This is a genomic window from Streptococcus sp. 1453, from assembly GCF_013276955.1.
Taxonomy (GTDB): domain Bacteria; phylum Bacillota; class Bacilli; order Lactobacillales; family Streptococcaceae; genus Streptococcus.
Genome location: NZ_VMLZ01000007.1, coordinates 21881 through 41650 on the forward strand (window position 1 = coordinate 21881; position 19770 = coordinate 41650).

Annotated in this window: 21 protein-coding genes, 10 tRNA genes and 1 pseudogene; 2 read left to right on the forward strand and 30 right to left on the reverse strand. The window is 41.2% G+C overall.

Annotation, left to right across the window (positions count from 1 at the left end; all coding sequences use genetic code 11):
- Positions 1-25 precede the first annotated feature (25 nt).
- The 12 genes from comGG to tgt form a co-directional block, all read right to left on the reverse strand.
- Positions 26-439, reverse strand: coding sequence for a competence type IV pilus minor pilin ComGG (gene comGG, locus HW098_RS06900; RefSeq protein WP_176139650.1), 414 nt, complete (start codon positions 437-439; stop codon positions 26-28).
- The gene (comGF, locus tag HW098_RS06905; protein ID WP_050243361.1) at positions 417-878 is read right to left on the reverse strand and encodes a competence type IV pilus minor pilin ComGF; all 462 of its coding nucleotides are present in this window, start codon (positions 876-878) and stop codon (positions 417-419) included. Before comGF ends, comGG begins: the two co-directional genes overlap by 23 nt.
- On the reverse strand, positions 841-1143 hold the full coding sequence (comGE, locus tag HW098_RS06910) for a competence type IV pilus minor pilin ComGE (RefSeq protein WP_071478895.1): 303 nt from the start codon (positions 1141-1143) through the stop codon (positions 841-843). Before comGE ends, comGF begins: the two co-directional genes overlap by 38 nt.
- Positions 1106-1510: a competence type IV pilus minor pilin ComGD gene (gene comGD / locus HW098_RS06915; RefSeq protein WP_240149468.1), complete on the reverse strand. Its 405-nt coding sequence runs from the start codon at positions 1508-1510 to the stop codon at positions 1106-1108. Before comGD ends, comGE begins: the two co-directional genes overlap by 38 nt.
- Positions 1503-1829 carry a competence type IV pilus major pilin ComGC gene (gene comGC, locus HW098_RS06920; protein ID WP_176139652.1) on the reverse strand — a complete coding sequence of 109 codons (327 nt, stop codon included), beginning with the start codon at positions 1827-1829 and terminating at the stop codon, positions 1503-1505. The genes comGD and comGC overlap by 8 nt, the downstream gene beginning before the upstream one ends.
- Position 1830: 1 nt before the next feature.
- The gene (gene comGB, locus HW098_RS06925) at positions 1831-2847 is read right to left on the reverse strand and encodes a competence type IV pilus assembly protein ComGB (protein ID WP_176139653.1); all 1017 of its coding nucleotides are present in this window, start codon (positions 2845-2847) and stop codon (positions 1831-1833) included.
- Entirely contained in the window at positions 2795-3736 is a 942-nt protein-coding gene (comGA, locus tag HW098_RS06930) for a competence type IV pilus ATPase ComGA (RefSeq protein ID WP_176139654.1), read from the reverse strand. Before comGA ends, comGB begins: the two co-directional genes overlap by 53 nt.
- 76 nt (positions 3737-3812) lie before the next feature.
- Positions 3813-4178, reverse strand: coding sequence for a DUF1033 family protein (locus HW098_RS06935; protein ID WP_050271133.1), 366 nt, complete (start codon positions 4176-4178; stop codon positions 3813-3815).
- A gap of 150 nt (positions 4179-4328) precedes the next feature.
- On the reverse strand, positions 4329-5387 hold the full coding sequence (locus HW098_RS06940) for a zinc-dependent alcohol dehydrogenase family protein (RefSeq protein WP_000649459.1): 1059 nt from the start codon (positions 5385-5387) through the stop codon (positions 4329-4331).
- Positions 5388-5549: 162 nt separating this feature from the next.
- A complete protein-coding gene (gene nagA, locus HW098_RS06945; protein ID WP_176139655.1) occupies positions 5550-6701 on the reverse strand; it encodes an N-acetylglucosamine-6-phosphate deacetylase in 1152 nt (383 codons plus the stop codon).
- 151 nt (positions 6702-6852) lie between these two features.
- Complete coding sequence (locus tag HW098_RS06950) at positions 6853-8670, reverse strand: acyltransferase family protein (RefSeq protein ID WP_176139656.1); 1818 nt, start codon at positions 8668-8670, stop codon at positions 6853-6855.
- A gap of 100 nt (positions 8671-8770) precedes the next feature.
- Positions 8771-9913 carry a tRNA guanosine(34) transglycosylase Tgt gene (gene tgt / locus HW098_RS06955; RefSeq protein WP_176139657.1) on the reverse strand — a complete coding sequence of 381 codons (1143 nt, stop codon included), beginning with the start codon at positions 9911-9913 and terminating at the stop codon, positions 8771-8773.
- Between the two features lie 116 nt (positions 9914-10029).
- Here tgt and HW098_RS06960 point away from each other — a divergent pair, with 116 nt between their 5' ends.
- Both HW098_RS06960 and HW098_RS06965 read left to right on the forward strand, forming a co-directional pair.
- Entirely contained in the window at positions 10030-10908 is an 879-nt protein-coding gene (locus tag HW098_RS06960; protein WP_050973134.1) for a DUF975 family protein, read from the forward strand.
- Positions 10898-10996 (forward strand): annotated as a pseudogene (locus tag HW098_RS06965) (beta-carotene 15,15'-monooxygenase); the annotation flags it as partial. The gene HW098_RS06960 and the pseudogene HW098_RS06965, both read left to right, overlap by 11 nt.
- A 26-nt stretch (positions 10997-11022) precedes the next feature.
- On the opposite strand, the gene pcp reads toward HW098_RS06965, so the two are convergent.
- The 18 genes from pcp to HW098_RS07055 all read right to left on the reverse strand — a co-directional run bounded on the left by pcp (position 11023) and on the right by HW098_RS07055 (position 19744).
- The gene (gene pcp / locus HW098_RS06970) at positions 11023-11667 is read right to left on the reverse strand and encodes a pyroglutamyl-peptidase I (RefSeq protein WP_176139658.1); all 645 of its coding nucleotides are present in this window, start codon (positions 11665-11667) and stop codon (positions 11023-11025) included.
- Between the two features lie 118 nt (positions 11668-11785).
- Positions 11786-12148: a DUF1304 domain-containing protein gene (locus HW098_RS06975; RefSeq protein WP_176139659.1), complete on the reverse strand. Its 363-nt coding sequence runs from the start codon at positions 12146-12148 to the stop codon at positions 11786-11788.
- 10 nt (positions 12149-12158) lie between these two features.
- On the reverse strand, positions 12159-12584 hold the full coding sequence (locus HW098_RS06980; protein WP_049513257.1) for a MarR family winged helix-turn-helix transcriptional regulator: 426 nt from the start codon (positions 12582-12584) through the stop codon (positions 12159-12161).
- Positions 12585-12783: 199 nt separating this feature from the next.
- Entirely contained in the window at positions 12784-13737 is a 954-nt protein-coding gene (locus tag HW098_RS06985; RefSeq protein ID WP_176139660.1) for a peptidoglycan-binding protein LysM, read from the reverse strand.
- A 151-nt stretch (positions 13738-13888) separates the two neighbouring features.
- Complete coding sequence (locus tag HW098_RS06990; protein WP_176139661.1) at positions 13889-14512, reverse strand: HAD family hydrolase; 624 nt, start codon at positions 14510-14512, stop codon at positions 13889-13891.
- Positions 14513-14515: 3 nt separating this feature from the next.
- Positions 14516-15796 (reverse strand): MATE family efflux transporter, encoded by a 1281-nt coding sequence (locus tag HW098_RS06995; protein WP_176139662.1) that lies wholly within the window; start codon positions 15794-15796, stop codon positions 14516-14518.
- Positions 15797-15856: 60 nt separating this feature from the next.
- Positions 15857-17341 (reverse strand): threonine synthase, encoded by a 1485-nt coding sequence (gene thrC / locus HW098_RS07000; RefSeq protein WP_176139663.1) that lies wholly within the window; start codon positions 17339-17341, stop codon positions 15857-15859.
- Between the two features lie 75 nt (positions 17342-17416).
- The gene (locus HW098_RS07005; protein ID WP_176139664.1) at positions 17417-18694 is read right to left on the reverse strand and encodes a gamma-glutamylcysteine synthetase; all 1278 of its coding nucleotides are present in this window, start codon (positions 18692-18694) and stop codon (positions 17417-17419) included.
- A gap of 106 nt (positions 18695-18800) precedes the next feature.
- Positions 18801-18884 (reverse strand) — tRNA-Leu (locus tag HW098_RS07010).
- Between the two features lie 9 nt (positions 18885-18893).
- Positions 18894-18965: transfer RNA gene (locus HW098_RS07015), tRNA-Gln, on the reverse strand.
- Between the two features lie 13 nt (positions 18966-18978).
- Positions 18979-19051: transfer RNA gene (locus HW098_RS07020), tRNA-His, on the reverse strand.
- Between the two features lie 14 nt (positions 19052-19065).
- Positions 19066-19136, reverse strand: a tRNA-Trp gene (locus HW098_RS07025).
- 4 nt (positions 19137-19140) lie between these two features.
- Positions 19141-19221: transfer RNA gene (locus HW098_RS07030), tRNA-Tyr, on the reverse strand.
- Positions 19222-19233: 12 nt separating this feature from the next.
- Positions 19234-19306: transfer RNA gene (locus HW098_RS07035), tRNA-Phe, on the reverse strand.
- A 3-nt stretch (positions 19307-19309) separates the two neighbouring features.
- Positions 19310-19383: transfer RNA gene (locus tag HW098_RS07040), tRNA-Met, on the reverse strand.
- Positions 19384-19393: 10 nt separating this feature from the next.
- A tRNA-Ser gene (locus HW098_RS07045) sits at positions 19394-19483 on the reverse strand.
- A gap of 82 nt (positions 19484-19565) precedes the next feature.
- Positions 19566-19639: transfer RNA gene (locus HW098_RS07050), tRNA-Ile, on the reverse strand.
- A 34-nt stretch (positions 19640-19673) separates the two neighbouring features.
- Positions 19674-19744: transfer RNA gene (locus HW098_RS07055), tRNA-Gly, on the reverse strand.
- Positions 19745-19770: the final 26 nt, after the last annotated feature.

Below are 19770 nucleotides of genomic sequence, written 5' to 3' on the forward strand. Positions count from 1 at the left end.
GTTTAGCACAAAGTAGCTTGATTAGCTAGGAATTCTCTTTCTTTTCAGGCTTCTCTTCTGATTTTTTCTTCTCCGCTTTTTCGCTTGAATCGGTCGCTACCTCTTCCTTTTTATCCTTTTTCTCTTCTTTGATTTTGACTGAAGGAAAGATGAATTCATATTGTCTCTTAGGCGTACGAACCCTTGTCACCAAGTTTGTTTTCTTGTTTTGATAACTTACCTGACCCAGATTAAAGACCTGTTCCCCGCTTTCTTGCTCGACTTTATCCTTGGTTCGTTTAGCCATGGCAAAAGCGATCAACTTTTCTTTATTTAAAGCATAGTCTTGATAGTGGGCGACTTGTCGGTTCAAGTAAAATTGTAACAAAAGACTAAAGATGGCTGCTATGGTGACCGCATAGAGGAGAACACCTGCCTTAACTTTTTTCTTTTTCCACACGATAGATAAACTCCCTTTCTAAGCCTTTTTGGAACTGAAAATGAAAACGAACCACTTGATTGTCCTCTGTAATCTGCGCAGATTTGAGACCATAAACCATAGGTTGATAACCTCGTCCACTGGCATCGGTTTTCCGAAAATCATCTGATTTTGACTTACCTATCGCAATTTCCTTGCCATCCTGCTTCATATAGAGGCGGTTGCCCTCCACTTTTTCGAACTGCGAACGGTCTAATTCTGCCTCCAGCTGGTCCACAAACAAGAGCCACTCCTTTTGCTCGCTTTGCTGCTGATAGCGAACTTCTGAAATGAGAAGCTGACTCATAGCTTGAAAGAGGAGTAAGCTTCCACTGATGACAATGAGGGCAATCAGGGATTCTAATAAGGTAAAAGCCTTGACCTTATGGCTCTTTGATTGCCAACAACTGTTCTGAACCATGGTAGACCTCCAATCCCTTTTCACTAGAAAACACCTGAATCTCAACTCCGTTTATGTTTACCTGATTTTGACCTGTCTGCAGTGCCATCTTAGCGACACGCACAACTTCTTCTTTCTGCAAGATTTTTGCTTCTTCTTGCCTATTTTTCTGAATTTGTCCCAAAAGGAGGGTTGCTATGCTGGCAAAGATAGCTAGAGCAACTACTGCTTCCAGTAAAATTACTGCCCTAATTTTTTGTTTCCTTAATGCGTTTAATTTTTCCATTTCCTAGATATAATTGATAGCGAATCGCTCCTTTACTAGTCTGAAATTCAACCTTAGCCAGGGACGAATTGCCCCCAGATCGGTCAAATGTAATACTTTGGCCTGATGGTGCTTGAATTCCTTTAGGAACTGTCAACTTTTGACCGCCATTGCTAATCGTCTGCCCATCTAAGTTCAGACTAGTCTTTTGCTGACTAGCTACACTGCGTTTTTGGGTTTCCCTATAGAGTTCTTCAAACTCCATAAAGAAAATCTGCTCCTCTACCGCCGCAAAAGTGGACTGGACAGAGCCGGATAAGCCCAAGGCTACGATACTCACAAGACCCAAAACCAAAAGACTTTCAAGCATGGTAAAGGCCTTAATCATTGACTTTACGATTTGCTCCTCCGTTTTTAGTATAGTATTCATTATAGGCTTTAGCCTGTTCAGGAGTAATACGCCCATCTGCTTGTAACTTACTTAGGCTAGCATCTTCATTTTTTTCTAAGCTATAAAGCTCTGCCTGGCTTTCCACCACCTTAACAACAGCAGCTTTCCCTTTGTCATTGACCGCCTCTTTTTGCTTGGTCAAATTAGGTACAAAGAGTAAGAGGAGAACACTGATAATCAGAAGGACTACCAACATTTCCACAAGAGTAAAGGCTTTTTCCTTCGCTGTTTTCAAGTATGTCATCATTTTTTTCATGTTAAAAATTTACCTCCATATTTTGATACATGGGCATGAGCATTGCCGCATAAAGTAAAACGATAATCAGTGCCACAAAGATAAAAACCAGTGGCTGCACCAAATTCATGGTGCGGTTGACTCGGGTAAAAAAGGCTTCCCAAGTTTTTTCAGCATAGATTTCCAACTCACTACCCAGCTTGGACTTAACTTCCCCATACTCTATGATGAGACTCAATTCCTTCCTAAAAAAAGGATAGGTTGCTATGGTTTGAGAAAATTCGCGGCCATTTTGTAGGGCTTGCGCCAAATCTCGACCGATTTCTTTAAATAATTGGGAACCTTGTTCCTGCATGATCTGAAAAATCTGCGTCAACTCCATTCCCTGCGAAATCATATTGCCCCATTCACGCGCATAATAGGCCGTCAAATAGGTCTGCACAAAAATTCCAAGAAAAGGAATGCGTGCTAGGATAGAAAAGACGCGCATCTTAGAACTTCTTTTATAAAAAGTTAGTGCTAAAAGGACACCTACTGAAATAAACCCTACCATTCCTAGAAAGATTTGTGGCAGATTACCGATAATTTGAGTGGCAATATTGCTACTATCCAGTTGTGGTAGCAGGTAATTCCGTAGTCCCAGCATAATTAAGAGAAGAAATCCCAGCAAAATCAAAGGATAGGTCGCTACTTCAATTAGTTTTTTCTTGACCTTGGCCAGATTGTCTAGATACTCTTCTATCTTTCCCAAACTCAGATGGAGATTGCCATGGACTTCAGCTAGAGATAACTGAGTGACAATGGCACTTGAAAATCCCAAACTGTCCATTATTTCTGAAAATGATTTCCCTTGAGACAAGCCCGTGCGCATCTGGGTCACACACTGCTTGTTCAACAAGGCACTCCTATCTAAAAAGGAGATGGTCTCCACCAGATGAAAACCGCTGGAAAAGAGATTGTTAAACAAGGTGATGATATTTTTTTGCTTAGCTGTAGCTAATTTTTTCTGTTTCAGCCTGAAGACTTGTGATATGTCCATCTTTAAGAAGCTGGTCAATCTGTTCATTCCAGCTAGTTGGCTGGTGTTCTTGATAGTCTTTGTTGGCAAAGTCAACGATTCCTCCTCCCCCGATTAATCTCTGGTAGCAGACTCCTTGCAGAACGACCGCTAATTCCTCCTCACTCACACCCAACTCCAGCAGGCGTTCATAAACACCTCGGATACTCTTGGCATGAATGGTTGAAAAGACTGTCGCACCTGTCAAACTAGCTCTGACTACCGCACGCGCCGTCTCGCTGTCTCGAATTTCTCCGATAATTAGGAGGTCTGGCCGATGACGTAAGGAAAGCTTGATCAAATTTTCATAGTTTAGTCCGATTGCTTCGTTCAACTGCAACTGAAGCATGTCGTCCTGCTTGATTTCGACAGGATCTTCGATGGACATAACTTGCTGTCCTTTAAAGAGAGATTTAGCCAATTCATGCATCAAGGTCGTCTTGCCACTTCCGACTGGACCAGCAAAGAGATAGAGACCACGTTGCCTGTACTGCTTGCCCAGTTCATCAATATTCTGAAACCAAAAATGCAAATCCTGCTCCTCATCATGCAACAAGCGAATTACTAAACTCTCATGTCCTCGATAATCGCCTACGGTAGATAGACGTAGGGACGCCATCTTATCATCATAGGCATAGTCGCAGGAACCAAGCTGACTACGTCGCTTTTCTCCCACATTCATACCTGCCACAAACTTGAAGTGACTGATGACGGCCGCAAACTTTTCAAAATCATAACAACCAATTTTACAGCGCTCGTCTCCTACCCTCATATGAAGCTCATAGGCGTATAACTTGGGGACAAAATAAATGTCTTGCGCCCCTTTTTTCCGAGCCGAACGAATGATTTCTTGTGCAATTTCTTGAACCATACTTACCTCCTCACCTATACTATTCGCAAAGATTTGGAAAAATAAAAAAAGCAACTCCAAAAAAGTTACTTTTTCTCTATTTTAATTTCATACGGCAAGAACGGTGTCTTTCCTTACCTGTTTGTTTTTCATAGCCTGGGCGTAGTTTTTCATCTGGAATAACCTGCTCATCCTGTAAAAGAGCCAAAGAATGGTATTGTTGTAAATACTCATCACATTCATCGCACCAGCGTTGGTCTTCCGGGTCCCAAAAAATGGTCATCAAATCGCTTCTGCTTTTATAAAGAGGGGATTCTTGTTCCAATCTAAACCAGCAAGTTTTGTAGTATTTGAGAGCATCATAATACCGGTCAAATTTTCTACTTGCTACAATATCTTCTTCCCAACCTTCTAAGAACCACCACGGTTCAAAATCTCCGTACATTTCTATAACACGATACATATTCATTCATTCCTTTGTACCGTATATTATAACCAATTCCGCCAGACAAGGAAAGAAATATGCTCATTTCTTAATTTTTTGATAAAAAATCCAGCCATCTGATGGATGACTGAATTTCTGTTTGCTTATGTTCCAAAATCTTGTCACTACCTAGGCTTCAGAAATATCGTTTTCGATGATGACCTTAATTGCATGGTGGTCTGCTGCCTTACTGAAAACTTCATAGGCTTTTTCAATTTCACTGAGTTTGAAATAGTGAGTTACCAATTTTTCTGGTTCAATCTTATGACTTTCAAGAGCTTTCAACAATTGTGGAGTTGTATTTGTAGATACCAAACCAGTTGTTACATTGATGTTGCGAATCCAAAGTTTGTCCAAATCGAATTCAACTGGTTTACCATGCACACCACAGTTGGCAACCGTTCCGTCTACACCGATAATCTTTTGACAGAAATCAAATGTTGCAGGAATACCAACAGCTTCGATAGCAACATCTACACCACGACCATCTGTCAAATCATAAATTTCTTTAATGGCTTTTTCAGGGTCTGAAGAATTAATCTTGTGAGTCGCACCAAATGATACAGCAGTTTCCAAGCGGTTATCGTCTAGGTCTACCATAATCAATTTAGCTGGTGAATAGAATTGAGCTGTCAATAGAGCAGCCAATCCAACTGGACCTGAACCGATAATGGCTACGCTACAACCAGGTTCTACTTTTCCTTTCAAGACACCAATTTCATACCCAGTAGGCAAAATGTCTGATAGCATAACCAAAGCCTCATCTGACAAGTCTTCTGGAGTGTGGTAAAGAGTGTTATCTGCATGAGGGACACGTAGATACTCAGCCTGCATACCGTCAATCAAGTGACCGAAAATCCAGCCCCCTTCGTCTTCACAATGGGCATAAATTCCTTTTTTACAGTAGTAGCATTTACCACAGGCACAGACACAAGAAATCAAGACCTTGTCGCCTTTTTTGAAGTTAGAAACTCCTTCTCCAACTTCTTCAACAATCCCAATTCCTTCGTGGCCAAGAATGGTACCACTTTGACAAGCAGGAACATCTCCTTTAATGATATGGAGGTCTGTTCCACAAATAGTGGTTTTTACGATACGCACAATAGCGTCTGTTGGCTTGCGAATAACTGGTTTGTCTACATCAACAAAAGAAGCAAGTCCTGGTTTAACATAAGTATAGGCTTTCATAAAGCACTCCTCCGTTTTTTTATTTGTACTATTTATAATATAATTGTAAGCTTTTTCATTTGTTTGCTCAAGCTTTTTTGTGATTTTTTTAACTTTTTTATTTACTGGTAAAGCAATATAGATAAAAAAGCAGAAGCTAATCTCTAACTTCTGCTTTCTCTCTTATGCTTGATAACGTTTCACACCATCTAGATAGGTTGCTACCAATTCCAAATCTTTATCTAATACGATAAAGTCAGCATCGTAGCCTTCACGGATTTGGCCACAGACGTCATCGATGTGAACAGATTTAGCTGGGTTGAGGCTGGCCATCATGACTGCTTCATGTGGATTCGCAATTCCCCATTCGACAACATTTTTCAAACCGTCCTTGAGTTTAAGGATAGAACCTGCCAAGTTACCAGTAGATTTGAGACGTGCAGTTCCATTTGCTACTACAACAGGGAATTCTCCCAACATATAGTCACCGTCTTCAAGCCCACCAGCTGTCATACAGTCCGTAATAAGAGCGATGTTTTCTGTCCCCTTTTGCTTAAGTAAAATCTCACAAGCTTTTGGATCTACGTGATAACCATCACAAATCAATTCTGCGTAAGTATGTGGGAGCTCATACATAGCTCCTACCATACCTAGTTCGCGGTGTGTTAAACCACGCATCCCATTATAGGCATGTACCCATACACTAGCTCCAGCATCAACTGCCTTCTTAGCTTGTTCAAATGTCGCATCTGAGTGTCCAAGTGCAACTGTCACACCTTCACCTGTAATAGTACGTACAAAATCTTCCACCCCATCACGTTCTGGTGCAATAGCGATTTTATTTAGCATCCCTTTTGCAGCATCTTGCCAAGAATGAAACTCCTCAACACCCGGGTCTCTCATATAAGTTGGATTTTGTGCCCCCTTAAAAGTTTCTGTGAAATATGGACCTTCATAATAAATCCCACGAATCTTAGCACCTGTTGCTTCTTTATAATGGTTTCCAAGATTTTCAGTGACTGCAAGCAATTGCTCATAAGTGGCTGTTAAAGTTGTGGGCAAGAAACTGGTAACACCAGTACTAAGAAGTCCTTCACTCATAGTATGCAATGTACCTTCAATGTTGTTGTCCATCACATCTACACCTGCATATCCATGAATATGAGTATCCACAAGACCTGGTGCAATGCTATAACCAGTATAGTCAAGAACCTCTGCTCCTTCAGGAATTTGATCCACATGTTTCCCAAATTTGCCATCAACAAGTTCTAAGTACCCACCGCGACGAATGCCAAATGGATAGAAAAACTGATCCGCTTTAACGTAATTAGGCATAATAATGACCTCCTTAAAAGATTACTTTTGATATTTATTATGTCAATTACATTATAAACCTTTATGATTCATTTGTAAATGGTATAGACCTATTTTCTAAAGATATTTTAAAAGAGCTGGATTTCTCCAACTCTTTTCTCTGTAATACAGGTTATTTTGATTTGACTGGCTTGTCTTGAGCTGTTTGCAAGGCTGTAGCAATGGTATCTGCATACAATTTAGCTCCTGCTTCAATAGTGCTAGTGTCACTTCCGAAATGGACTTGGTCTGTTCCTGCCCAAATTTCTGGATGTTCTTTCGCAACTTGATTCCAATCTGCTATCGTGATGTAAGGAGTCTTCTCTGCCAATTCTCTCATATAGGCAGCAGCCTTCTCAACGATGGCATAGGTCTCTTTTGTCTTATCTCCCTCATAAGGAGTCACTAAAATCATATGGTGGCCCTTAGGAAGATTTTTTACGATACTATCCCAGTCTTCCTTGTAATTTTCAGGATTATTTACCCCAGTCGCAATGACCACCATCTTAGGTAAAAATTTATTCTGGCTATTATTTAGCATGATTTCATTGGCATTCTTGGTTGTTCTGCTGACTTGCGCGTTAATCTGTGCTCCAGGAAGGGCTGTCTGCAGGGCTGTATTTGCCCTTAAAGCCACCGAGTCACCAATTAACATAGTACCATCAGCAATCCCCAAACTATCAGCTTCTGCTCGTTCTGCCATCACTTTTGTTTGGCTAATATTTGTTGCAGCCTGCTTCAAACCATTGACAGTTAAGTCTGTCTCAAACGCTCCCACTTGTGGTGCCAACAAAGTCACTAAGAAGACAATGAAGGCCAAGATTCCTGTACTTGTTGCAAGAATTGCGTGAATATAAGGCAGGGGACGAAGAGTTTGTAAAGCAGGTGTGTTCTTGCCTGCAATCCAAGGTTCCAATACATAGAATGATAGGCTAGCAAAGCCATAAGAAAAAATCAAAGTCAGTAATACAGCAAGAAGATTTGATGTCAACTGTGAAAAAATGATATAGAAAGGCCAATGGAAAAGATAAACCGCATAGCTAGTATCCGCTAAAAAGCTGATCATCTTTGGCTCCTGCACGTTAGGAGTCTTTTCATGTAAGACACGCGCCGCCAGAATCATAGCAAGAGCTGCAAGGCTGGCAAGCAAGAAGCCAATAAGATAGGCAAAGAGATAGGTAAATTTGACAAAGAAGGTCAAAATGAGTAAGAAGGCAAAACCTCCTGCAAAAATCAACAGGGTCTTTCGTAAATCCCAGATTTTATCCAACTGCTTGACGAGGGAAGTCGTCTGACGAACGCCTACAATAGTTGCTAGGATACTTCCCAAAAAGAATGGATAGACATGAGTTAAACTGGAGAAGTAAACAGAGGAATAAGAGGTTACTAGAAAACTACCAATAAACATGGAGAAGAAGCTGATCAAGAAGGCAGTGGCAGATAAAAGAAAGACCATCCCCTTCAACTGACCATTTGATTTAGCCTGTTTAGATAAGAACCAAACTGCCAATCCCCAAAGAATATAGTAGTGAACCTCAACGGCCAAGCTCCAATTATGAACAAACAAATGAGGAATGAACTGAGATTCATAACTCCCACCTGTTAGAAGTTCATAGAAGTTGGTCATAAAGCCTAAAACACCCGCAATCTGACCCCCAATTCCAGCAACATAGTCTTGGCGAACTAGGAAGGTAAAGGGCATGGTTACCAAGACCATCAAAACCACAGGTGGCACGATACGATAAAAACGTCTTCTAAAAAATCCAATCAAGTCAATCTCATGGTTTTTAGAAAATTCTTCGATGAGTAGAGCCGTAATCAGGAAACCTGAAAATGTGAAAAAGACATCCACCCCGAAAAATCCTCCAGGAAAGATGGTCTGAAAGAAATGATACAAGAGTACCAGTAGTAAACCTGTAATCCTAATCAAGGAAAACCATTTAATGCGCATACGAGTTTATTCTTCCTTTCATTGTACACTTTATTCTATCAAAAAAAGAAGAAAAATCCTAAGAGAAAACTTAGGATTTTTAGCTTATATCAATTCCATTTTAGAAATTACGGCCTGACTTATTGTAGCCATATTTTTCCACAAAATACTCACGGAATTCCAAGAGATTGTCATCCATGATGGCTTGTCGCACTTGCTTCATCAGGTTAAGCAAGAAGTAAAGATTGTGGTAGCTAGTCAAGCGGATACCAAAGGTTTCATCAGCCTTGAGCAGGTGACGAAGGTAGGCGCGTGTGTAGTTCTTACATGTGTAGCAATCACATTCAGGATCCAGTGGTGTAAAGTCCTCAGCAAACTGGGCATTTTTGACAACCAAACGACCTTGACTAGTCATACAAGTCCCGTTACGAGCGATACGAGTCGGCAAGACACAGTCAAACATATCCACACCACGAATCACCCCATCAATCAAACTATCTGGCGCTCCCACACCCATCAGATAACGAGGTTTATTTTCAGGCAGCAGTTGAGTTGTAAAGTCCAAGACCGCATTCATCTCTTCGTGGGTTTCTCCCACTGCCAAGCCACCGATAGAGTAGCCTGGAAAATCCATGCTGACAAGGTCATGAGCCGATTGGCGACGCAGGTCTTCAAATCCTGCCCCCTGCACAATCCCAAATAGTCCTTGGTCATGCGAGCGACGGTGAGCCTTCAAACCACGCTCAGCCCAACGACTGGTACGCTCGATTGATTTCTTAACGTAATCATAAGGTTGATAAAACTGGGGACATTCGTCAAAGGACATCATGATGTCTGAGCCCAGATTATTCTGAATAGAAATGGCTTTTTCTGGGGATAAGAACATCTTGGACCCATTGAGATGGTTTTTAAAGGTTACTCCTTCTTCTGTGATATTACGGCTATCAGCTAGGGAATAAACCTGAAAACCACCACTATCTGTCAAGATAGGCTGGTCCCAATTCATGAACTTGTGGAGACCACCTGCGCGTGCAATGAGTTCATCTCCAGGACGAAGCCAGAGATGATAGGTGTTTGACAGGATAATTCCCGAACCCATCTCCTTCAATTCTTCAGGTGACTGAGTTTTGACAGTGGCTTGAGTCCCAACTGGCATAAACATAGGTGTCGGGAAGGTACCGTGGGGTGTGATGATTTCTCCCAGACGAGCTCCCGTGTGTTTTTCTTTCTTAATCAAACGATATTTGATTGGTGAATCTGACATTTTTTACCTCCGAAGCTGGGAAAGACAGTCCCAGTTCATACTTTGTGCCCAAGGGCATACTGTATGATTTTATCAAAAAAAGTAGGAACTGTCACGAACTATGGTATAATAAGAGAATGAACTATCCAAAAATTGATTTAAAAACAATTCGTCAGGAGTCAAAACATTTTCAGGCTGACACCCCCCGTCTCTTTCTCCTCTATATCCTTCCCAGTATGCTGGTCATCTTATCTGGTTTTCTTAATCCCTTATCTCGGATCCACGGGACTGTTTTAGAACAACCATTTTTCAGCATACTTGGTCAAATACTTCAAGCCTACCTCTTTCCTCTACTAGTCTCCTTTATCGGGACTATTCTTTTGACCAGTTCCGTCTATGCAACACTGACACTCATGAAAGATTCTAAAACGGAGCCATCTGTAAAAAACAGCCTAGCTCTCTTTGATGAGGAGCTCTTTTCTCAAACCTTTTTGACCCTACTTCTCAAACGTTTCTATCTCTTTTTATGGAGTATCCCTAATTTACTTGGGATTTACTTCCTCTTTTATAGTAGCTTTTTAGCCAAAAAATTCGTCACCCTACATCCTGAGTTTCCAAATCTAGATCTCTCATCAGTTGAAACCGAGCGTTTCCTCATGGTCTTTGGACTCTACTTTCTTGCAAGTCTCATCTTGATCATTGTAGGAAATATCCTCTATATTCCACAGTATTATGCCTATTCACAGGTGGAATTTCTTCTCTGTTATAGTCTAGACCTAGGACAGGCCTCACCAAGACGAATCCTAAAAACTAGCCGTTCCTTTATGAAGGGCTACAAGTTCCAGCACTTTGTCCTAGATTTACAGCTTCTTCCTTGGTACTTCCTCAATTGGATTACCTTTGGCATTGCTAGTTTTTTACTCCTACCTTATATCCAATGTACTAAAATCAGCTTTTATAGAGCAGTACTTAGAGCAGCACTTAGTAAAAAATACCAACTAAACTACCCCTGGTAGGGCTAGTTTTTCACTCCTACCCTACATTCAAATCAATAAAATAATTTTTTACCGAGCAGTACTGGCTCGAAAACGTCCAAAAGCTTGAAGGTTTTCCCCTCAAGCTTTTTTCTATCAATGAGTTTCTCCGCCTACCAACTTGAGATCCTGATCTCCATGTTCTATAATAGCGCCGATTGCCGCTTCTATCCCTCGCCTAATATCCACTAAACTCATAGCTGGGGTAGTCGGTCGATTCACCACCTGTTCCATCATATAAGGAATATGCATAAAACCTGCCTTAACATATGGAAATTTCTTTTCGACCAAATAGAGGACTTGATACATCAAATGATTGCAGACAAAAGTCCCTGCAGTATTGGAAACAGAGGCCGGCAATCCCTCTTTTTTTATAGCTTGAACCATCGCTTTAATCGGCAGACTGCTAAAGTAGGCCGAAGCACCATCTGGGCGAATGGGAAGGTCAATCGGTTGATTACCTTCGTTATCAGGAATGCGTGCATCGTCTTGGTTAATAGCCACTCGTTCAGGCGTCAAACTAGATCTTCCACCTGCTTGGCCAATACAAAGGACAAAGTCAGGTTGATAACGGTTCATCTCTTCTTTCAATACTTGGGCCGATTTGTGAAAGACTGTCGGCACTTCTAGGCAATGGACCTCAGCACCATGAATTTCAGCTGGTAAACCTTTAATGGCCTCCAAGGCTGGATTGACCTTTTCCCCTCCAAAGGGCTCAAAACCTGTCACTAATACTTTCATTTCTAACTCCTTACAACCAATTCCATGAAACTCTTTTTCCGACAATAAAACAAGTATAACATATTTCCCTTATTCTCGAGTTGAAAAGAACTAGCGAGTCTAGGATTGATTTTTGAGTTTATTTAAAGAATAAAATACTCATCAAGGTCAAAATAGCTGGTCCTCCTTGCTTCAAAATAATTTTCTTATCTGCTGTGAGAGAGCCATAAGCCGCAGCACCAATCACAAATAAAACAAAAATAGTCACAATTTCTAAATTCTGTGAGAAATAAATTCCATACAAGAGAAAGACTCCTAGCAAAGCATTATAAATCCCTTGATTTTTAAACAATGAACTTACTGACGGACGAGCCAGTTCTTCCTTGTTCATGTTAAAAACACGACTAGTAGTGTCTGATTGCGTAGCCACACTTTCCAGATAAAAAATGTAAAAATGCTCCAAAGCAATGATCGTTGCTAAAATAATTGTCATAATTGACATATTTTTCTCCTTAGATCTCTATATTCTCAATGCCCAAAACCAATTTATTTAATAAACGGCTGAGTTCTGTTCTTTCAGACTCTGTTAAGATACTTTCCATCTCTTGCTTAACCTTGATATGTTGCAGAGGGGGATTCACCACTAACTGCTCCTTGGCATACTTCGTAGCCTCTACCAACACTTCCCGCTGATTTTCAGGATTACGATGACGCTCCACCAAACCTTCCTTTTCCAGAATTTTGAAATGTCGGGTCAAAGCAGCCTGATCAATCTTCAAACGCTCCTGAACCGCTATTTGATTACAGGGAGAATGCTTCAGTAAAAATAATAAAATCTGATACCGTGTCAAACTAATCCCAAGCCTTTTTTTAAACAATTGCGTACTCGCTTGCTCAGACAAGCGGAGTTGATACAGTAAATCTTGAATCTCTATCATTTCTTCTTTCCTTTTATTGATTTATCAATAGTTGACTAATCAAGTATAATATAAAGTAAAATAGATTGCAAGAATGTTGCTTAACTCATTACAAGATGGTAATTTTCCATTCAAATTGACAAAGAAAAAAACGAACGAGACTCGCTTCCTATCATGAAAGCTAAATCTCATTCGTCAAAATGATATTACAAAGTCTGGTTTATCCATTCATTGAAACGTGAACGTGGTCATAGTGATTTTCTGTCACGCTACCACGGTCTGGCATTGGGTTCCAAGTGTTAGCTGGTCCATATTTGCTATCGAATGGAGCATAGAAACGTTGTTTCCAGATGATATAACTAATGCCACGGCTGGCCATATTTTGAATAGCGTATTCCGCAATCTTATCCCCTAGTTCTGAGCTTTCTGGTACCATAAAGTCAATAGCCAAACCTTTTCCGTGATCTCCACTGTCTCCTGGACGGTAACCACTAAAGGATGTGATGCCAAACAAGTTGGCGATTTCTTCTTTAAAGGCAGCCGTTTGTGGTTGAAGGCCTGCATTTTCAGATTTCGCTACTGCAAGTCCAGCATAATCGGGCGCAGCTGGAGCTGTGTAAGTTGTTGAAACTATCTTCGTCTCTTCTGGTTGATAAGTAGAAACTGCTGTTATAGCTTCATTTGATGAGGCTTCTTTTGCTTCTTCTGAACTTGTCGCAAGTGTTTCAGGCGCTTTTTCTTCTACTGGCGTTGTAGTTGCTTCTACTGCTGATTCAGCTTGAATGCTTTCTTGTATTTCCTGCTTCTCAGCTGGAGTCGTTGCCTGAGGAGCTGCTTCTGAAACTGCACTGCTTGTTTCGGCTGTTTGCTCCTCTGAAACAGAAGTTCCTGTAGAAGGCGTGGCTTCTTCTGCAGTAGCAACTTTCTCTGCAACTTCTGAATTTGTTGCTACTTCTTTTGTACTTGTAGTTTCTACCGCTTTTGGAGCTTCTGCAATGGTGCTCAAGGTATCACCATACTGAACGGTATAACTTGTTTTGTTGTCCGTTTTAGTCAAATCGTTTTGGATTTGCTCAACACTACGTGCAGTCCAAAGAACTTCTTCTGCTTGAGTTGCCAATACTGGGGCAAATGACAAGGCTACTGTTGAGGCTAATAATATTCTTTTCTTCATTCTTTCAAATGAGTACCTGTCTATGATAACACAAAAAAAGCAGAAAAAAAGCCCTCTCGGGCCTATTTAACAGAACTGTCTATTCCTTGTAACAAACTCGATTACTTGAAATAGTTTGTTAGGTCTCTGTCACAAAACTGACACAATCTTTTTATCGCTCAGACTCAAAAATACGGGAAATATCTGCTAACCCTTGAATCCTATGATTGCCTCCATAAGACGACTCTAAAAAGTTAATACTTTGAATTCTACTATTCTGGGCAAATTCCACATCCAGAGTCCGATCCCCTATATAATAGGTCTTCTCAGAATCCAACTGATACTTGTCTAACAGATAGGTAGCAGCTTCCGGATTAGGCTTGCGCGCAAAGCCACTCTGACTGGTTAGAATCTCTGTAAAATAAGATCCCAAATCCAAGTCTCTTAGAATGGTAAAAGCATTATCTCCTTTATGAGTATAGACAAATTGCTGAATCCCTACTTGGTTTGCCCAACTCAACACCTCACGCGCACCTGGCATTAAGACTACCTGAGCATTCTTCTCAGCCAAACTCTGGGCACGCACCTGATTTAGCACTTCCACATCTAGCTTTCGCTCTTCCGCCACCTGCACAAGCAAATCCTGCACCGAATACTTGAGGATAAACTCTCTTACCTTCTCCTTATCATAAGGAATAGAAAACTGAGCAAAAGTCTCCTCAATCCCTGATAAAATCGCTTCGTAAGAGTCCAATAAAGTCCCGTCTAAATCCCAAATAAAAGCTGTTTTTTGCATTTCCTATCCTTTCAAACTCATATAGCGCTGGTAACGATAGCGTAGAAATAGCCAACGAAAACCATTATCCAAAAGGGTTCCGGCCCAAATACCAGGCAAGCCCCAACCAAGCACAAGCCCCATCAGATATCCTGTTCCAATGCGGATACACCACATTCCTATACTTGTCGCATAAAAGGGAAGCCGAGCATTGCCCAAACCCTGCCAGACTGCTGTATAGATGACTGTTCCTATCGTCATAGGAGTACCAAGTAGTGAAAAAAGTGTCACTAGAACACTAGCCTCAACAGCTAGAGGATCAGTCGTATAGAGATGAGTTAGTGGTATACCCAAAGCATAGATACTAAAGGTCAAGGGTAACATGAGGACCAGAGAAAGCCAAAAGGTTTGCTTGCTCAAACTAGCTACTCTTTTCCAATTATCCTCTCCAACCGCTCGAGCCACTTGCATGACTGTTGCTGTAGCGACGCCAAAGGCAGGCATGTAGTTAAACTGGGTCAAGACTTCTCCGACCGCATTTCCCGCCACCGCCTCCGTTCCAAAAGAAACGACCAAGGCAATGATCACGACATCACCAGCCCGCATCATAAGCCGCTCTCCAGCTGCTGGCAAAGCTAAGGTCAGTAAGTCTTTATCCAGTCCAAAAGTCGGTTTCGTATAAGGAAGTTTTAATTGTGACCACAAAATCATAAGACCGACCAAACGAGACAGAATAGTCCCCCAAGCAACACCAGCTATCCCCATATCCAGAACAAAAATAGCTAGACTAGAAAAGAGAATATTCAAAGCATTTGACAAGAGACTAACATAAAGAGGCAGACGTGGATTATGTGTTGCACGAATCAAGGCTCCCAGACTAGTCATTAAACCTAAGAAAACAATCGATCCGCCTACCAAAGATAGGTAGAGTCCACCACTCTCAGCTACCTCTCTCTCCGTCCCCAAAAGTCCAATCATCTCTTGCCCAGAGAAGATAGACAAAGCTCCCAAAAGGAAACTTAAGAGTAAAGTAATTTTCAACGCCTCAGTCACATGATAGGCTAGCTTAGACTGATCCTTCTGCCCCAAACTTTTTGAAATAACACTGGAAATAGCAGCTCCCAGAGCTATGAAAATCGCCTGATAAATCGTGATAATATTGCCAGCTACTGATACACCCGAAATAGCTATCAAACCCAAGTGAGCAACCAGATAACTGTCCACCATACCCATGAGCATCTGCAAAAAGTTTTCGCCCATAGCTGGCAAGGCAATATTAAGAATGTCTTTATTTTTCTTAAACAATCTCTCCTCCTGATGAAAAGAAACTCAGTTGGTTTCCCAACCGAGTTTACTCCCTCTGTCTTAAAGTCCTAGATAAGCCTCAACCGCTGCTTGCATATCAGTAGCCGCCACAGTTGTCTTGTGACGAACTTGCGCTGTTTCAAGACCATCAACTGCTGGTGGCACTGCAACTCCTGAGATTTCATGTAATTGAGCCAAGGCTTCAAAGTCGCCAAGCCCTGATTTTCCAGTTACAGCTTCTACTGCAACCACTGGGAACTTGTATGGACTCGCTGTTGAAGCAATCACTGTCTTAGTCACATCGCCAGTAGCCGCTTGGTATTTCTTATAAACTGCTGAGGCAACCGCTGTATGAGGATCCTCGATATAAGAATCTGACTCATAAACACGCTTGATTTCTGCTGCCGTTTCTTCTTCAGTCGCATATTCAGCTGCAAAGAGGTTAAGAATCTCTGTATCAAAGTCTGTCAACTCATATTGACCTTGGCTATTCAAAGCATTCATGAGTTCAGCTGTATTTTCAGCGTCATTTCCCAAAAGATGGAAAATCAAACGCTCCAAGTTTGAAGATACCAAAATATCCATAGATGGACTAGTTGTTACCTTAAACTCACGCTTCTTGTCGTAAACACGTGTCTTGAAGAAGTCTGTCAAGACATTGTTGTCATTTGAAGCACAGATCAATTTACCAACTGGGAGACCGATTTGTTTGGCATAAAAGGCAGCCAAGATATTTCCAAAGTTTCCTGTTGGTACTGTGAAGTTAATCTTATCACCAGCCACGATCTCAGCAGTCTTGACCAACTGAGCGTAAGCATACACATAGTAGACAATCTGTGGCACCAGACGACCAATGTTCATCGAGTTAGCTGATGAAAATTGCAACTTGTTGGTAGCCAATTTTTCACGAAGAGCCACGTCGTTAAACATGTACTTCACACTTGTTTGCGCATCGTCAAAGTTACCATCTATAGCGATAACATGAGTATTGTCACCAGTCTGAGTGGTCATTTGCAACTCTTGTACCTTGCTGACACCATCCTTTGGATAAAAGACGATAATCTCAGTACCAGGGACATCTGCAAATCCCGCCATAGCAGCTTTCCCAGTATCACCAGATGTCGCTGTTAAGATGACAATTTTGTTCTCCAAACCATGTTTCTTAGCAGCAGTCGTCATAAAGTATGGCAAGATAGATAAGGCCATATCCTTAAAGGCAATCGTTGAACCATGGAATAGTTCCAAGTTGTATTGCCCGTCTAATTTCACCAAAGGTGCGATAGCTGGAGTATCAAATTTACTATCGTAGGCATTGTTGATACAGTAGTCCAACTCCTCAGTTGTAAAGTCATCTAAAAATGCTGACAAAACTAACTTAGCAACTTCCTGGTAAGAAGCATCTTTCAATTTGTCAAAGTTCAAATCTACCTTTGGATAAGTAAGCGGTGTAAACAAACCACCGTCCGTCGCCAAACCTTGCAAAATAGCTTGGCTAGCAGTTACTGTATTGTTGGCATCACGCGTTGATTGATAAACTAATGTCATTACTCTCTATCCTTTATCTATAGTCTCTTCCATTATATCATGATTTTTCAGAAAATTCTCCCTTTATAAAAGAAATTATAGTCCTAATTCTTTCTTCAAAGGCTCTAAATAAATCATTTCTTGCTTATTTCTCATCTCCAGTCCTTCCTCAGATAGGATAAGTAATTCTTTGGAAAATTCAATAATCGTAGTTTCTTCCTCATCTGTAAGCTTTTTCCTAGAAAATTGTCGTCTTAAAAACTTATAATCACAACCAAATTTCTTAAAGAAAGGTGCTGTTTCTAAGTAAGCTACTAACTTATCTAAATTAACTAACAATCCCAAGTGAAAGGCTGCAGAAGCAAAAGTCCTATCAAGTGGCTGTGTACACACACTACGAAACTCAACTGTTCCTCGAGTCGTTAAGTCTTGGTACTGGTAACTACGATGAGTTTCAAAATCCTTCTCTTGAGGATAAATAAGAATCTCATCCCCATTAAGAGCATATGCTTGGATTTCAGATGTAGGCAAATAGTCCCTAGCCTGAATCGGATAAAAATAATAGGTTTGTCCATCACGTTCCGCAGTAAAAATTGCAGAATGATCTAAATAATCAAAAAAATCATCCTCATCTTTAAAGAGTCTAGCATTGACCCCGACGTTCTCTGGATAGATACCATGCATAGATTCTTCCCAGAAAATATCCCTTGAAATTTTCGTATCCCAATCTGCTCCCGAAAACTCAGAGTTTGGAAATAAATAAGCCTTAGCCGCTTCAATTTGAGTAAAAGCACTCATCACACGTAAGTAGTTGTATTTTGAAATATCCAGCTGAACCTGACTCCCACAGATAAAAGCACCATATTCAGGGAAATGATGTAAGTTTGATTTAGTAACATTTCTACTCAAATTCAAATAGTCCATCAACATCTGATAGCGTGGGTAAGCCACTGGACAATTCTCATTTTTATCCCAGTTAGGATGGATACCACAGCCAACAATAGCATGATTTGATTCGCCTAATTTTCTCTGAATTACATCCATATAATTATTAAAACGATTTTCGACCTCTTGAATCGTTTCAGCCTTACCAAATGCAAACTCAATCGTTGTATAGGAAACTTCAAATAAAATAGCATCCTGACTTATCGGATCTACTAACTGGATAGGATTGCCAAAATCATCTACCTTTTCTACAATGAAATCCAGAGCGGAAACTAAATAATGAAATAGATCCTTTATAATTTCAACATTTGTAGCATCCCCTTCCAAGTTTACAACAGGATACTCCAACTCAATTCCGACAAACAATTCAGGATTTTCTTTAATATTTTTCAGATACCGATGTTTTAATAAATCGATAGAACGAGACATACTATCCTACACTTTCTTAATCTAAATAAAATTTGAATAACTATAATTATAGCAAAACTAATATAAAAAAGGAACGAAGAATAACAACGTTCCTAACTCTATACTATACCGGCGGCCGGGGTCGAACCGGCACGTCCTTGCGGACACTGGATTTTGAGTCCAGCGCGTCTGCCAATTCCGCCACGCCGGCAAATAGTAACTGGGGTAGCTGGATTCGAACCAACGCATGAGGGAGTCAAAGTCCCTTGCCTTACCGCTTGGCTATACCCCAATAATATAAAATAGGCGAGTGATGGGGATCGAACCCACGCATGCCAGAGCCACAATCTGGTGTGTTAACCACTTCACCACACCCGCCATAATTCTATTAACACGGGCAGTAGGAATTGAACCCACACTGAAGGTTTTGGAGACCTTAGTTCTACCTTTAAACTATGCCCGTAAAATGGAAGGGGAGGGATTCGAACCCCCGAACCCGAAGGAGCGGATTTACAGTCCGCCGCGTTTAGCCTCTTCGCTACCCTTCCAAAATATATAAATGGCGCGAGACGGAATCGAACCGCCGACACATGGAGCTTCAATCCATTGCTCTACCAACTGAGCTACCGAGCCTTATTGCGGGAGCAGGATTTGAACCTACGACCTTCGGGTTATGAGCCCGACGAGCTACCGAGCTGCTCCATCCCGCGTTAATACAAAAGGAGGATGTGGGATTCGAACCCACGCACGCTTTTACACGCCTGACGGTTTTCAAGACCGTTCCCTTCAGCCGGACTTGGGTAATCCTCCAAAATAGTTTATACGGGAACAAACCCGTGTCCTCTTAGTGAACAGATAATATTCCAATCCCCTAGTAATGGACTAAACACTATGGGCACGAGTGGACTCGAACCACCGACCTCACGCTTATCAGGCGTGCGCTCTAACCACCTGAGCTACGCGCCCAAGTTAAAAACTTGGTACAAAGAACAAAGTTCTAAGCGGGTGACGAGAATCGAACTCGCGACAACAGCTTGGAAGGCTGTAGTTTTACCACTAAACTACACCCGCTAAAATGGGAGTTAACGGGATCGAAC

Excerpts from the sequence above, each read along its gene's own strand:
- HW098_RS06990 (WP_176139661.1), bottom strand. The coding sequence starts at position 14,512 with ATGCAAAAAACAGCTTTTATTTGGGATTTAGACGGGACTTTATTGGAC.
- HW098_RS06980 (WP_049513257.1), bottom strand. The coding sequence starts at position 12,584 with ATGATAGAGATTCAAGATTTACTGTATCAACTCCGCTTGTCTGAGCAA.
- comGF (WP_050243361.1), bottom strand. The coding sequence starts at position 878 with ATGGTTCAGAACAGTTGTTGGCAATCAAAGAGCCATAAGGTCAAGGCT.
- HW098_RS06940 (WP_000649459.1), bottom strand. The coding sequence starts at position 5,387 with ATGAAAGCCTATACTTATGTTAAACCAGGACTTGCTTCTTTTGTTGAT.
- HW098_RS06960 (WP_050973134.1), top strand. The coding sequence starts at position 10,030 with ATGAACTATCCAAAAATTGATTTAAAAACAATTCGTCAGGAGTCAAAA.
- comGA (WP_176139654.1), bottom strand. The coding sequence starts at position 3,736 with ATGGTTCAAGAAATTGCACAAGAAATCATTCGTTCGGCTCGGAAAAAA.
- comGB (WP_176139653.1), bottom strand. The coding sequence starts at position 2,847 with ATGGACATATCACAAGTCTTCAGGCTGAAACAGAAAAAATTAGCTACA.
- HW098_RS06985 (WP_176139660.1), bottom strand. The coding sequence starts at position 13,737 with ATGAAGAAAAGAATATTATTAGCCTCAACAGTAGCCTTGTCATTTGCC.
- comGC (WP_176139652.1), bottom strand. The coding sequence starts at position 1,829 with ATGAAAAAAATGATGACATACTTGAAAACAGCGAAGGAAAAAGCCTTT.
- pcp (WP_176139658.1), bottom strand. The coding sequence starts at position 11,667 with ATGAAAGTATTAGTGACAGGTTTTGAGCCCTTTGGAGGGGAAAAGGTC.
- comGD (WP_240149468.1), bottom strand. The coding sequence starts at position 1,510 with ATGATTAAGGCCTTTACCATGCTTGAAAGTCTTTTGGTTTTGGGTCTT.
- HW098_RS06975 (WP_176139659.1), bottom strand. The coding sequence starts at position 12,148 with ATGTCAATTATGACAATTATTTTAGCAACGATCATTGCTTTGGAGCAT.
- thrC (WP_176139663.1), bottom strand. The coding sequence starts at position 17,341 with ATGACATTAGTTTATCAATCAACGCGTGATGCCAACAATACAGTAACT.
- HW098_RS06935 (WP_050271133.1), bottom strand. The coding sequence starts at position 4,178 with ATGTATCGTGTTATAGAAATGTACGGAGATTTTGAACCGTGGTGGTTC.
- nagA (WP_176139655.1), bottom strand. The coding sequence starts at position 6,701 with ATGCCTAATTACGTTAAAGCGGATCAGTTTTTCTATCCATTTGGCATT.
- comGE (WP_071478895.1), bottom strand. The coding sequence starts at position 1,143 with ATGGAAAAATTAAACGCATTAAGGAAACAAAAAATTAGGGCAGTAATT.
- tgt (WP_176139657.1), bottom strand. The coding sequence starts at position 9,913 with ATGTCAGATTCACCAATCAAATATCGTTTGATTAAGAAAGAAAAACAC.
- HW098_RS06950 (WP_176139656.1), bottom strand. The coding sequence starts at position 8,670 with ATGCGCATTAAATGGTTTTCCTTGATTAGGATTACAGGTTTACTACTG.
- HW098_RS07005 (WP_176139664.1), bottom strand. The coding sequence starts at position 18,694 with ATGTCTCGTTCTATCGATTTATTAAAACATCGGTATCTGAAAAATATT.